This window comes from Staphylococcus ureilyticus (assembly GCF_025558845.1).
In the GTDB taxonomy this organism is placed as follows: Bacteria; Bacillota; Bacilli; order Staphylococcales; family Staphylococcaceae; genus Staphylococcus; species Staphylococcus ureilyticus.
This window is the reverse complement of sequence record NZ_CP094825.1, coordinates 1,739,844-1,754,028: the sequence shown is the minus strand read 5'-3', so window position 1 is coordinate 1,754,028 and position 14,185 is coordinate 1,739,844. Positions and strand designations below refer to the sequence as shown.

The window sequence follows — 14,185 nt, the reverse complement described above, 5'->3', positions numbered from 1 at the left end:
AAATCATGATTGAAGTAACTTTAGAACAAATTCAAGACTGGATTCCATGCGAGATTGATAATGACTATTTAGATTACACAATTAAAGGTGTTTCTATAGATTCAAGAAAAATCGACGAACAAAATTTGTTTATTCCTTTTAAAGGAGAACATGTCGACGGACATAAATATGTGAATCAAGCGTTGGAAGATGGTGCGGGAGCGGCATTTTGTCAGAAGGACAGTGTTTTAGCCCCTCAAATTTCTGGCCCTATTATTTGGGTAGATGACACATTGGAAGCATTGCAGCAGTTAGCCAAAGCCTATTTGGCATTTGTTAATCCATTTGTGATCGCTGTTACAGGTTCTAATGGTAAAACAACGACTAAAGACATGATAGAAAGTGTATTAAAGCCTCAATTTAAAGTAAAAAAAACACTAGGAAATTATAATAATGAAATCGGTATGCCGTTAACCATTTTGCAATTAGATCAAGATACTGAAATTTCTATATTAGAAATGGGTATGTCTGGTTTTCATGAAATTGAAGCATTATCACAATTAGCTAACCCAGATATTGCAATTATTACTAATATTGGCGAATCACATATGCAAGATTTAGGATCGCGTGAAGGTATAGCGAAAGCTAAAGCTGAAATTTCATTTGGTCTTAAACCTCAAGGTCTATTTATCTACGATGGAGATGAGCCATTATTAAAGCCTCATGTCGATAAATTAGTAGATATAGATTTAATGAGTATAGGTAAAAAAGAAAATAATGATTTAGTTTGTAAAATTGACAATATAGATGATACTGGTATTGTTTTTAATATTAATGAAAATGAGCATTATGAATTACCAATTTTAGGTGAACATAATATGAAAAACGCAACTATAGCTATTGCTGTTGGTAAAAGACTTAATTTGAGTTATGAAACGATACATCAAAATATTCAAGCGGTTCAACTTACAGGTATGAGAATGGAACAACACCATACCGACTCCGGTACGCTTGTTATCAATGATGCTTATAATGCTAGTCCAACTAGTATGAAAGCCGCTATTGATACACTCAGCAGTATGGGAGGCCGCAAGATACTTGTGTTAGGTGATGTCTTAGAATTAGGGCCTAATAGTCAAACAATGCATGAAGCGGTTGGTGATTATTTAGTTAATAAACAAATCGATGCGTTATATACTTATGGAACAGAAGCGGGTCATATTCATCGTACAGGCAAAGCGTTTGTAAAATATGCAGAACATTTTACAGATAAAGCTGCACTGATCCAGTCATTAAAATCAAATACTGAACCACAAGATAAAATACTAATTAAAGGTTCAAGAGGGATGCAATTAGAAGAAGTTGTAGATGCCTTAATTTAAAATTATTAACACCACATTTCATATCACTTTTATTAGTGGGAAAGTGGTGTTTTATTTTGTTATAAATAAAATAGAGATTTTGATAGTTAGTAACTTGAATTAGTTCATTTAAGTTACTATTTTTAAAAATTACTAATAATTATCAATATAAATAAATCTACAATTTTTTTCGTAAACAAAAATAAATACTGGTAAATATAATTAAACGCTTACAACCTATATATCACAGTATTTTCTCAGTTTAATTTGATTATTAATGAGGGGAATTATGTCATTATAATAAATTTGGTTTATTGCGATTATAGACTTGAGGTGGTACTATAAAGAAGTTGAAGAAACTTAGATGAACATATATGTAGAGAAATACAGATAAATAAAGGAGAATTATATTGCAAAATTTTAAAGAATTAGGGATCTCAGATAAAACGGTAGAAACCCTAGTATCAATGGGGTTCGATGAGGCCACTCCTATACAAAAAGAGAGTATCCCTCTTGCCTTAGAAGGTAAGGATGTTCTTGGTCAAGCGCAAACAGGTACAGGAAAAACAGGCGCTTTTGGTATTCCACTTATTGAAAAAGTGGCAGGACAAGATGGAGTTCAATCATTAATATTAGCACCAACTAGAGAATTGGCGATGCAAGTTGCTGAATCACTTAGAGCATTTGCGACCGGCCAAAATGTACAAATAGTAACTGTATTTGGTGGAATGCCAATAGATCGTCAAATTAAATCACTTAAAAAAGGTCCACAAATTGTTGTAGGAACACCTGGACGTGTTATTGATCATTTAAATCGTCGTACGTTAAAAACAAACTCTATTCATACATTAATATTAGATGAAGCAGATGAAATGATGAATATGGGCTTTATTGATGATATGAAATTTATTATGGATAAAATACCAGCAGAACAACGTCAAACAATGTTATTTTCAGCTACAATGCCAAAAGCTATTCAAACATTGGTACAACAATTTATGAAATCACCAGAAATTGTTAAAACTATGAATAATGAAATGTCAGATCCTCAAATAGATGAATATTACACAATTGTAAAAGAATTAGAAAAATTTGATACATTTACAAATTTCTTAGATGTACATCAACCTGAGTTAGCAATTGTTTTCGGTCGTACTAAGCGTCGTGTTGACGAACTAACAAGTGCGTTAATTTCAAAAGGATATAAAGCTGAAGGTTTACATGGCGATATCACACAAGCTAAACGTTTAGAAGTATTGAAGAAATTTAAGAACGACCAATTAGATATCTTAGTTGCTACAGATGTTGCAGCAAGAGGACTCGATATATCAGGTGTAAGCCATGTTTATAACTTTGATATACCTCAAGATACTGAAAGTTATACTCACAGAATTGGCCGTACGGGTCGTGCCGGTAAAAAAGGTGTAGCAATTACTTTTGTTAACCCAATTGAAATGGATTATATCCGTCAAATTGAACAAACGAACAAACGACAAATGACTGCATTGAGACCACCGCATCGTAAAGAAGTGCTTAAAGCACGTGAAGACGACATTAAAGGTAAAGTTCAAAACTGGATGTCAAGAGATAGCGAACCAAGACTAGAACGTATTGCAACAGAATTACTGGAAGAATATAATGACGTAAATTTAGTAGCAGCATTATTGCAAGAGTTAGTTGAATCAAACGATGAAGTTGATGTTCAATTAACATTTGAAAAGCCATTATCTCGAGGAAAAGGTCGCCAAGGTAAAGGTGGACCAAAACGAGGTGGAAACCATAAACGTGGTGGCGGCAAATTCGATAGCAGAAATCGTCGTCCAAATAAAGGCGGCTTCAACAATAAAAAGAAAAATGATAGATCATCAGATAGAAACAACAAAAAATCAATGAAGGGTCGCACATTCGCAGACCATAAAAAATAAAATACTTTATCATATATGAATTTTAGGTTTAGTCACTCCAATTTATTGGAGTGATTTTTTTATATCTAAAATCGATTCAATCACATAAAAGTGATTAGAAAAGTGGAAAATTAAAGTGATGATAAAAATATTAGAATAATCATTGCCTTCTACGACGATAATGAAGCAAACATGTCCCTATGTTATAATGAATTGAAAAAATTTATGGAGGAGTGTAATTATGACTAACGACCAACAATTTAGGCGCAGCCCTAAACAAGCGATGAGATATTATTACATACTAGAAGCTCTTGAATTGATTGTTAGTTTATTATTTATGATTGCATTAGTATTTTTATGGAATCATTATAATTGGTGGCATTTTTTAATTTACATATTTATTGCAATAACGATTTTTGATGTAATATATATGCTGTTGAGACCTTGGTTGAAGTATAAATATACTTTTTACTGCGTCAAAGACCAATATATTGAAATCAAAACAGGAATATTTTTTAAAAAGAATGAAATTGTTAAATATGAGCGAACGCAATTTTTAAAAAGAAAAAGCAATCCATTATTAAAACAATTACATATATCAAGGCTAACTTTGGTGACAGCTGGCCACTCACTTGATTTCCCGTTGATGTTAACAAAGGAAATTGAAGTATTTGAAGATAATATTTTAAAATACTTACGAGGAGCTGATTATGATGTATAGTCCTCAAAAATTACATCCAATTTCATACATAACTGGAATAATAGAGGCGATTAAACAAAATATTATTTTGATTTTTATTTTTTTAGTGTTTAATTTACGCAACTTTGATTTTACGGATTATAAATCATATATCTATCCAGGCATTATTACTATTATCTTTCTGATTTCGTTTATAATACAAATATTAAAGGTTTATAACACTAGATATTGGATTGAAAATGATCATTTTATTTTAGCCACTGGTATTTTTAGTAAAGAAAGGAAAGAGTTAAATATACGCAGAATTCAAACGTTAGATACTTCACAAGGTATTATTAATCAAATTGTGGGTGGGGTAATACTTCAAATTAAAACGCCTAGTGATGGTATAGAGTTAGACACTGTATCCAAAAATCAAAGTGATTTTATACAGCAAACATTAAAAGAAAAACAGCAAAAACTGACTCAAAATAGCGAAATCGTTGACTACAATAATTCTTTTGCAGAGCAGGATGCTGAAAAAGAACAAAAAATGCAGTCGCCAGCTATGAATATTTATAAATTAAATTTTAAAGAACTTTTATTTATGGCTTTAACAAGTGGTGTCATTGGTGTAGCTTTTGCAACATTGTCACCAGTCATGTTTGCATTAAGTGATATTTTACCTTGGCATAAAATTACCAATACATTTTCTGAAATTTTTCAGACTGCTTTTATGATTATTTTAATGATTGTTGTCTTGGTCATTGTAGTGAGTTATATTTTTGGCACTATCATAGAAATAGTTAGAAATTTTAATTATACGGTTAAGCAACAAGGTACACAGTTAAATATTCAATATGGTTTGTTTAATGTCAAAAGTATTACTGTACCAACTGACCGTGTGCAAGCGATTGTAGAACGTCAATCATTTATAAGAAAGTTATTTGGCTATACTTCAATTCATTTTGTAATTACGAGTGATATGGATGGTGTTGATAAGGATGATGTTACTCTAGGCGGCAATGTAATGATTTTACCATTTATTAAGAGGCAAAAAGCATTTTATCTGATAAAGCACCTGATACCAGACATGAAATTCACTGAACCAAAACTAGGCATGCCTTGGAGGGGATTTCATAGGTATTTTTGGAGAGAATCACTAGTATTACTTATCGGTGCTACGATTGCTACTTATTACTGGTCTGTTTGGTCATTTGTTATTGCAGGGTGCCTAATATTAATAATGATTCTTCACAGTTTTATCGTTATTAAATCCTCTGGTTTAAACTTAAATCACGATGAATTAGTTGTGCGGAATGTAACTATGTTTGGATTTAAAAACACATATTTTAAACACAACAAATTGTTAGGTATGGAAATGTCAGAAAATCCGTTTCTTATTCGAAGTAACCTAGCAAACTTTAAATTTATCATTGCTAAAGCGGCTGGCAGTGCAGAAATAGGGTTAAAATATAGTGAAGTTAGTCATGTGGAAAAACTGAAATCATGGTATTTGAGAGGTGATTTTGATGAATGAATATAATTATATGGATCCATCAGGCAAAACAGTCATTTGTATTGCTTCAATAATTACTGCAGTTTTATTAATTTTGGCTTTATCAATCATTACAGTAATAGATAAGGTATGGTTACATTTCATAAGTTCTAAAGTCATGTTTTGGTTATGGACGATTAATATCATAATTGCATTCATTGTTATCATTATCGGTGGTATGATTAGACCGATTTATAAATATAAAATATTTAGATATAAGTTAGAAAATCAAGAAATCACGGTTAGAAATGGCTTGTGGTTTATTAATGTAGTGAAAATTCCTTTGTTTCGTATTCAAAATGTCGATACCCATGAAGGTATCTTAATGAGAAAATATAATTTGGCGAGTTTAACCTTGTCGACAGCCGGTGGAAATACTGAAATAAAGCTAATTGACAAAAATAAAGCAAATACATTGAAACAAGAAATAAAAAAAGGTAATCATTCTATGCCACAGAATTTATAATAAAAAACTTGTCATAGAAAGGCAGGAGTAGCTAATGATACATGGTATAGGCGTTGATTTAATAGAAATAGCTAGAATAAAAAAACTTTACTATAGACAAGACAAATTGGTAGAACGTGTATTGTCAAAAAATGAGCAACAACACTTTCATCAATTTAAAAGTGAAACGCGTAAAATAGAATTTTTAGCGGGAAGATTTACCTGTAAAGAAGCTTTTAGCAAAGCGCTCGGTACAGGACTTGGAAAAACTATAGCATTAAATGAAATAGATTGTTTTAATGATGAACTTGGAAAACCATGTATACATTATGATGGTTTTACAGTTCATGTAAGTATTTCACACACAGAACATTACGCAATGAGCCAAGTCATTATAGAAAAATAAAAAACGATTTTAATATAAAGTTTTGGCTATCTTTATTTAATTGTTATAAAATTAATTTAATGTATGTCAAAGTGTAACTTTATTTTTGAAATGGAGGTCTCGTTTAATGACTGATAAGTATTATAGATCCACATATTTAAACGTAGATTTAAATGCAATTGTGGCAAATTTTCAAGTTTTCCAAAAATTACACCCAAATAAAACGGTGATGCCAATCGTAAAAGCGAATGCTTATGGTCTTGGCAGCGTGAAAATCGCACGTTACCTTATGGATCATGGCGCTGATTTTTTTGGCGTAGCAACTTTGGATGAAGCGATAGAATTAAGAATGCACGGTATAGATGCTAAAATTTTAATATTAGGCGTTATACCTACATATAATATTAATAAAGCCATACAACATCGCGTAGCAATCACCATTCCATCAAAAGCATGGTTAGTTGAAGCGTTAAAAGAAATTCCAGAAGATAACGACAAAGATTTATGGTTACATGTAAAAATAGATACTGGCATGGGAAGATTAGGTATTAAAGATGCAGCGGAATATAAAGAAGTTATTGAGTTAATCCATAACCATGATCATTTAGTATTTGAAGGGGTGTTTACGCATTTTGCATGTGCAGATGAACCTGGAGAATCAATGAATCAGCAACAAAGTTTATTTGAATCAATTGTCAATGAAGAAGAAAAGCCACAGTATATACATTCGCAAAATTCTGCAGGTGCATTAATGAAAGATAGCCAATTCTGTAATTCAGTGCGGGTGGGTATATCATTATACGGTTATTATCCTTCAAGTTATGTTAAAGACAGTGTGAAAATACATTTAAAACCAAGTGCGCAATGGATTAGTGAAATTGTACAAACAAAAGTCTTGCAACCAGGCGAATCTGTGAGTTACGGCAGTATTTATACAGCGACAGAACCTACAAAAATCGGTATTATTCCTGTTGGTTATGCAGATGGATTTCCAAGAATGATGACCGGATTTAATGTAAATGTTAACAGCAAACAATGTGAAATTATTGGAAAAGTTTGCATGGATCAAATAATTATTAAAATTCCAGAAGAAATTCAAACTGGTGATAAAGTGATATTGTTGGATCATCATTCAGACAGTGAACAATCTGTGGAAGCGCTGGCATATCAACAACATACTATCAATTATGAAGTTTTATGTCGCTTAAATAGGAGATTGCCACGTATCTATTATGGTACTCAAGACCTAGAAATCCTTAATGAATTACTAAAATAGTATAGTCACTGTATTTAAAATTTGTTATTATATATCTAACAAGAAATCTCAATATATTCTATTTTAGTCACATGGAGGTCTTTATTCATGGCAAGTTTTAATCAAAGCAGAAATCATAGTATTGAACAACTATTAAAAGAAGGCTATTCACAAATGGCTGACTTGAATCTCTCCCTTGCGGCGGAAGCATTTCCATTTGAATGTGAAGCTTGCGATTGCAATGAAGTCTACATTATATCTAAGAATAACAATGAATGATGAGAAGAGGAGACGTTTATTTAGCTGATTTGTCACCAGTACAGGGTTCTGAACAAGGGGGAATAAGGCCCGTAGTCATTATACAAAATGATACTGGTAACAAGTATAGTCCTACCGTAATTGTAGCTGCAATTACAGGTAGGATTAATAAAGCTAAAATACCTACACATGTAGAAATAGAAAAAAGCAAGTATAAACTCGACAAAGATTCTGTTATATTATTAGAGCAAATACGGACGTTAGACAAGAACAGATTAAAAGAAAAGCTGACATATCTATCTGAAGAAAAAATGCAAGAAGTTAATAATGCTATAGATATTAGCCTAGGTTTACATAATATTAGAAATCATAGAACATAATTTTTAAAAGTGAGCGTAATAAAATAACGAATAACAGACATCAATTCCTTATACATGCAACAAACACTTAATTCCAAGATAATTTGAAATAGAACAGAGAAAATAAAGCGTGTGTTTGTAATCAAATATTTATGAATAGGATGTTTAAGTTGAAAAGCTTTAGGTTATCCTAAAGCTTTTTTCGATATCAACGTAAAGTATGTATTTAAAAACATCTCACTTTGCTAGAAACAAAACTGTATTGCTTGATTAAATATTTAATACACATACATATAACAGAATATATTCTTGTTAAAACCGATGTATGCGATTTATATTTGCATTTTGAGGAGGAAATACTGAGTGAAAGAGTTCAAAAATCAATATAAAGCGCTAATTGACGAAAGTCTACACACAGTAAATGAGACAGATTTATTAAAAAAGTGTGAAGGCTTCACCGAAGAAGTGAAAAGAAAAGACTTGCTACCAGAAGATATCGTTGAAATTCATAAAAATTATGTTCAAGCATTAGAGTTAAGTAGTGAACAAATTTCTAAAACATTCAACGTACTTAAAGAAGTAGTAAAAGGATTTGGCTATAATTATAGAGATTATCAAGATCTTGTAAATCGATTACAATATCATGATAAAGAAATTGACTTAGCATCCCGTTTACAGCAAACGATGCTTAAGACAGATATTCCTCAATTCGATAGTATTCAAATCGGTGTAATTTCCGTAGCTGCGCAAAAGGTTAGTGGCGATTACTTTAATTTAATAGATCATAAAGACGGTACGATGAGTTTTGCAGTAGCAGATGTTATAGGTAAAGGTATACCTGCTGCCTTAGCTATGAGTATGATCAAATTTGGTATGGATTCATATGGGCATTCCCAATTGCCAAGCGATGGTCTTAAACGATTGAATCGCGTGGTAGAAAAAAATGTGAATCAAAATATGTTCGTAACGATGTTTTATGGACTGTATGAAGAATTAAACCACTTGTTATATTGCAGTTCTGCTGGTCATGAGCCAGGGTATATTTATAGAGCTGAAACCGAAACATTTGAGGAAATTAAAGTGAGAGGTCGTGTTTTAGGTGTTAGCCAACAAACACGATACAATCAACAAGAAATACCCGTTCATTTAGATGACTTAGTTATCATTTTTACAGATGGTGTCACAGAAGTAAGAAATGAAGCTGGTGACTTTTTAGATAAAAGTTATTTACTAGATATGATAAAAAAGTATAAACATATGCATCCACAAGACATTGTTCAACTTTTATATGAAGCAATTTTAAAAATTCAAAATCCAGAAAAAAGAGACGATTTAACAATATTGATAATAAAAAGAGTGAATTAGATAAGATTAATGATTAAAATAAAAGGGTATAACGGTTATTAATGAGACTATGCTTAGGAGTGTAATTTATGAATCTAAATATTGAAACAATATCACATGATACACATTATGAAGTTAAAGTTGGCGGAGAATTAGATGTTTATACTGTTCCAGAACTTGAAGAAGTACTCATGCCGATGAGACAAGAGGGAACGCATGATATATATGTAAATTTAGAAAATGTTAGTTATATGGATTCAACCGGTTTAGGACTATTTGTCGGAACTTTAAAGGCTTTAAATCAAAACGATAAAGAATTATATATATTAGGTGCTTCAGATCGAATAAGTCGACTATTTGATATCACAGGTTTAAAAGATTTGATGCATGTTAATGAAGGAACGGAGGTCGAATAACATGCAACTTAAAAAAGACTATATAGAAATGCGTTTACCAGCATCAGCAGAGTATGTAAGCTTAATACGTTTGACTCTATCAGGTGTATTTTCACGTGCTGGGGCGTCATATGACGATATAGAAGATGCCAAAATAGCAGTTAGCGAAGCAGTAACAAATGCAGTAAAACACGCATATAAAAACGATGCTACGGATGTAGGAATGATTAACCTTTGTTTTGAAATTTTTGATGATAAAATTAAAATAGTTATTTCCGATCAAGGGGAAAGTTTCGATTATGAAGAAACAAAAGCAAAATTAGGACCATATAAAGACAATGAAAATATAGATTTCCTTAGAGAGGGAGGTCTTGGTTTATTTTTAATTGAATCTTTAATGGATGAAGTTACAGTGGATAAAAACTCTGGTGTAACCATTAGCATGATTAAGTATATAAAAAAAGAGCAGGTGCGAAATAATGGCGAGAGAGTCGAAATCAGTTAATGACGTATCACCTGAACAAATCAACCAGTGGATAATGGAGCATCAAAATAATGAGAATTCAGATGCTCAAGATAAACTTGTTAAACATTATAAAAAGTTGGTTGAATCATTGGCATATAAATATTCAAAAGGTCAATCTCATCACGAAGATCTCGTTCAGGTTGGTATGGTTGGTTTAATTGGTGCAATTAACCGATTCGACCTATCTTTTGATAGAAAGTTCGAAGCTTTTTTAGTACCAACTGTAATTGGTGAGATTAAGCGTTATCTACGTGATAAAACGTGGAGTGTGCACGTTCCTAGGCGAATTAAAGAAATCGGACCCCGTATTAAGAAAGTGACTGATGAATTGACAAATGAGTTAGAGCGCTCACCTTCTATTGCTGAAATTGCCGATAGGTTGGAAGTCAATGAAGAAGATGTGCTCGAAGCTATGGAAATGGGTCAAAGTTATAATGCATTAAGTGTAGACCATTCTATTGAAGCGGATAAAGACGGATCGACTGTTACATTATTAGATATTATGGGGCAACAAGATGATAATTATGATTTAACTGAAAAGCGTATGATATTAGAAAAAATACTCCCAATTTTATCTGAACGGGAAAGAGAGATTATACAGTGCACATTTATTGAAGGTTTAAGTCAAAAAGAAACAGGTGAAAGAATAGGTTTAAGTCAAATGCATGTATCCCGGTTACAACGAACAGCAATTAAGAAACTTCAAGAAGCAGCAAACCAATAAAATATATGCTTAAAGCAGAATTCATTTAATGAATTCTGCTTTTTTATACTTCGATTATTTTTAGAAAAAGAATCAAGATAACGTTATATGTTAGAATATATTAGTAATAAATTTTTTATTTATGAGTGGAGGATACTATGGATAGTAATTTAATACAATCTATAAAAGAAAAATATAAATTTTCAAGTAAACAAATTAATGCAGTATTAACGTTGCTTGAAGAAAAAAATACGGTACCATTTATTGCACGCTATCGTAAAGAACAGACTGGCGGATTAGATGAAGTAGAAATAAAACAAATTAATGATGAATATCAATATATGGTTAATCTTCAAAAAAGAAAAGAAGAAGTTATACATAATATAGAAGAACAAGGTTTACTGACTACAGAATTAAAAAATGACATTTTAAAGCAAACAAAGCTACAAAGAGTTGAAGATTTATATAGACCATATAAACAGAAAAAGAAAACAAGAGCTACGGAAGCGAAAAGAAAAGGTTTAGAACCTTTTGCAAAGTGGCTCAAAAATCCTAGTTTAGAAATGACAATAGAAGAAAAAGCAACTCAATTTTTCAATGAAGAAATAAAAAATATAGAACAAGCAATACAAGGTGCGCAAGATATTATTGCAGAAAAAGTTTCAGATGAACCTAAATATAGAACTAAAATACTTAAAGATACTTTCCAGCATGGCAAAATTGTTACACAAAAGAAAAAGAATGCTGAGGATGACCAAGAGATTTTTTCAATGTATTATGATTATTCAGAACCAATTAAAAAAATTGCAAATCATAGAACATTAGCAATCAATCGGGGAGAAAAAGAAAAAATACTAACAGTTAAAATAGAAATGGATATTCAAGGCATTGAGAATTTTATTCGTAAGCATGAAACGATTCATCATCATGAAGGTTCAACAATTATTGAAAATGCAATTTCTGATAGTTTGAAAAGATTAATCATGCCTTCGATTGAAAGAGAGATAAGAGGTGACCTAACAGAAAAAGCTGAAAAACATGCTATTGATGTATTCAGCGAAAATTTAAGAAATTTATTATTACAACCACCAATGAAAGGCAAACAAATTCTAGGAGTGGACCCTGCTTTTAGAACAGGTTGTAAATTGGCTGTAATAAATCCTTTCGGCACTTTTATAGCTAAAGGAGTAATATACCCGCATCCACCAGTAAATAAAAAGGAAGACGCGGAGAAAACGTTTGTTCAGTTTGTAAATAAATATGATATTGATTTAATTGCTATCGGTAATGGTACGGCTAGTAGAGAAACAGAACAATTTGTAGCTTCAATGATTCAAAAACATAAATTAAAAACACAATTTATAATTGTTAACGAGGCTGGAGCTTCTGTTTATTCTGCTTCAGAAATCGCTCGTTCAGAGTTCCCAGATTTTCAAGTAGAAGAACGTAGTGCTGTTTCGATTGGAAGAAGGGTACAAGATCCATTAAGTGAGCTTGTAAAAATTGACCCAAAATCAATTGGCGTTGGTCAATATCAACATGATGTTAACCAAAAAGCATTGGAGGGCGCGTTAACTTTTGTTGTCGAAACAGCTGTTAACCAAGTAGGTGTTGATGTAAATACAGCTTCACGCTCACTATTGCAATATGTGTCTGGTCTGTCTTCGACTATAGCCCAAAACATAATTTTATACCGTGAAGAAAATGGGCCTATTAAACACAATAAGGATATTGCCAAAGTAAAAAGGTTAGGCGCTAAAACATTTGAACAAAGTATTGGTTTTTTAAGAATTATCAATGGTAGTGAACCTTTAGATAATACATCAATTCATCCAGAAAGTTACCAAGCAACTTATCAATTGTTAAGTGAGATTGGTTTTAGTGCAGATGATTTAGGAAAAGCTGATTTGAAAACAGCTTTAAATCATGTGGATTTGACTGACATGGCTACAAAGTTAAACATTGGCGAACCTACCCTTGAAGATATTATCAAATCATTAATTGCACCAAATAGAGATCCACGTGATGAATTTGAGACACCAATATTAAAATCGGATGTCTTATCGATTGAAGATTTATCGAAAGATATGAAGTTAAGTGGAACTGTAAGAAATGTAGTTGACTTTGGAGCCTTTGTTGATATTGGTGTTAAACAAGATGGCCTTGTACACATTTCAAAATTATCTAAGAAATTTGTTAAAAACCCAATGGATGTTGTCAGTGTTGGAGATATTGTTGATGTTTGGATATTAGATATTGATGACAAGAAAGGGAAAGTATCACTAACTATGATTGATCCTCATGAATAATGAAAAATTACAAAGCATGACAGAGTCTATTTCTACCACAATTTTTAAAAGACCGTTTAAACATAAAGCTTATTTTAATAAACGACTTAGAACAACTGGTGGGCGTTATATATTGAATACACACAATATAGAAATAAATGCAAAGCAATATGACGCTTTCGGTGAAAAGGCAGTTATTGATATTATTAAACATGAGTTATGTCATTACCATCTTCATATACAAGGAAAAGGATATAAACACAAAGATAAAGATTTCAAGTTACTCAGTGCGCAAACAGGTGCCCCGAGATTTTGTTCAGCAGTTGAAAGCTATGAGAATCGAGTTAGGTACATCTATAAATGCTCAAACTGCGGTGTGAAATATGCTAGAATAAGAAAAGTGAATTTAAATAAAATGCTTTGTGGACATTGCAAAGGGAAATTGATAGAACAAAGCCATTTTTAAATAGTGAATTTAAGTAGCAAGAGAGCTGATACTTTTCAGCTCTTTTTTATTTAAGAATCACTTTACACGTTTGATATTAAAAAGACGATATAAATATATGAAATTTGTGCATTTAATTAGATAAAATAAATAAAAATGAATATTTTACTCTAATTAGTTATTTGTAAGTGTTGACGATATATAATTTATGTTATATTATATTAAACGTTGCGAAAATAATATGAAATCAAATGAAGGACTTATTAAGTTTGTTAAAGAAATTTTAAAAACTTATTGACAA

At 31.5% G+C, this 14,185-nt stretch carries 15 protein-coding genes; all 15 read left to right on the top strand.

The window, feature by feature from the left end; all coding sequences use genetic code 11:
* The first annotated feature begins 5 nt into the window (after window positions 1-5).
* The 15 genes from MUA21_RS08700 to MUA21_RS08630 all read left to right on the top strand — a co-directional run bounded on the left by MUA21_RS08700 (window position 6) and on the right by MUA21_RS08630 (window position 13,905).
* On the top strand, window positions 6-1,361 hold the full coding sequence (locus MUA21_RS08700; RefSeq protein ID WP_107526323.1) for a UDP-N-acetylmuramoyl-tripeptide--D-alanyl-D-alanine ligase: 1,356 nt from the start codon (window positions 6-8) through the stop codon (window positions 1,359-1,361).
* Between the two features lie 389 nt (window positions 1,362-1,750).
* On the top strand, window positions 1,751-3,265 hold the full coding sequence (gene cshA / locus MUA21_RS08695) for a degradosome RNA helicase CshA (protein ID WP_107526314.1): 1,515 nt from the start codon (window positions 1,751-1,753) through the stop codon (window positions 3,263-3,265).
* Window positions 3,266-3,485: 220 nt separating this feature from the next.
* Complete coding sequence (locus MUA21_RS08690; RefSeq protein ID WP_073346060.1) at window positions 3,486-3,965, top strand: PH domain-containing protein; 480 nt, start codon at window positions 3,486-3,488, stop codon at window positions 3,963-3,965.
* The gene (locus MUA21_RS08685) at window positions 3,958-5,463 is read left to right on the top strand and encodes a PH domain-containing protein (protein WP_262561087.1); all 1,506 of its coding nucleotides are present in this window, start codon (window positions 3,958-3,960) and stop codon (window positions 5,461-5,463) included. Before MUA21_RS08690 ends, MUA21_RS08685 begins: the two co-directional genes overlap by 8 nt.
* Window positions 5,456-5,947 carry a PH domain-containing protein gene (locus MUA21_RS08680; protein WP_107526312.1) on the top strand — a complete coding sequence of 164 codons (492 nt, stop codon included), beginning with the start codon at window positions 5,456-5,458 and terminating at the stop codon, window positions 5,945-5,947. The genes MUA21_RS08685 and MUA21_RS08680 overlap by 8 nt, the downstream gene beginning before the upstream one ends.
* 34 nt (window positions 5,948-5,981) lie before the next feature.
* Window positions 5,982-6,332, top strand: a complete 351-nt coding sequence (acpS, locus tag MUA21_RS08675; RefSeq protein WP_046207784.1) for a holo-ACP synthase — start codon at window positions 5,982-5,984, stop codon at window positions 6,330-6,332.
* Window positions 6,333-6,438: 106 nt separating this feature from the next.
* Window positions 6,439-7,587 (top strand): alanine racemase, encoded by a 1,149-nt coding sequence (gene alr / locus MUA21_RS08670; RefSeq protein ID WP_064209856.1) that lies wholly within the window; start codon window positions 6,439-6,441, stop codon window positions 7,585-7,587.
* An 87-nt stretch (window positions 7,588-7,674) separates the two neighbouring features.
* Window positions 7,675-7,845, top strand: a complete 171-nt coding sequence (gene mazE, locus MUA21_RS08665; RefSeq protein WP_046207786.1) for a type II toxin-antitoxin system antitoxin MazE — start codon at window positions 7,675-7,677, stop codon at window positions 7,843-7,845.
* Entirely contained in the window at window positions 7,842-8,204 is a 363-nt protein-coding gene (locus tag MUA21_RS08660) for a type II toxin-antitoxin system PemK/MazF family toxin (protein ID WP_019468010.1), read from the top strand. The genes mazE and MUA21_RS08660 overlap by 4 nt, the downstream gene beginning before the upstream one ends.
* Window positions 8,205-8,546: 342 nt before the next feature.
* A complete protein-coding gene (locus MUA21_RS08655; protein WP_046207787.1) occupies window positions 8,547-9,548 on the top strand; it encodes a SpoIIE family protein phosphatase in 1,002 nt (333 codons plus the stop codon).
* 68 nt (window positions 9,549-9,616) lie between these two features.
* The gene (locus MUA21_RS08650) at window positions 9,617-9,943 is read left to right on the top strand and encodes an anti-sigma factor antagonist (RefSeq protein ID WP_046207788.1); all 327 of its coding nucleotides are present in this window, start codon (window positions 9,617-9,619) and stop codon (window positions 9,941-9,943) included.
* 1 nt (window position 9,944) lies between these two features.
* The gene (gene rsbW, locus MUA21_RS08645) at window positions 9,945-10,427 is read left to right on the top strand and encodes an anti-sigma B factor RsbW (protein WP_107526309.1); all 483 of its coding nucleotides are present in this window, start codon (window positions 9,945-9,947) and stop codon (window positions 10,425-10,427) included.
* On the top strand, window positions 10,402-11,172 hold the full coding sequence (sigB, locus tag MUA21_RS08640) for an RNA polymerase sigma factor SigB (protein ID WP_262561086.1): 771 nt from the start codon (window positions 10,402-10,404) through the stop codon (window positions 11,170-11,172). Before rsbW ends, sigB begins: the two co-directional genes overlap by 26 nt.
* Before the next feature lie 137 nt (window positions 11,173-11,309).
* Entirely contained in the window at window positions 11,310-13,460 is a 2,151-nt protein-coding gene (locus MUA21_RS08635; protein ID WP_262561085.1) for a Tex family protein, read from the top strand.
* Window positions 13,453-13,905 carry a SprT family protein gene (locus MUA21_RS08630; protein ID WP_107526307.1) on the top strand — a complete coding sequence of 151 codons (453 nt, stop codon included), beginning with the start codon at window positions 13,453-13,455 and terminating at the stop codon, window positions 13,903-13,905. The genes MUA21_RS08635 and MUA21_RS08630 overlap by 8 nt, the downstream gene beginning before the upstream one ends.
* Window positions 13,906-14,185: the final 280 nt, after the last annotated feature.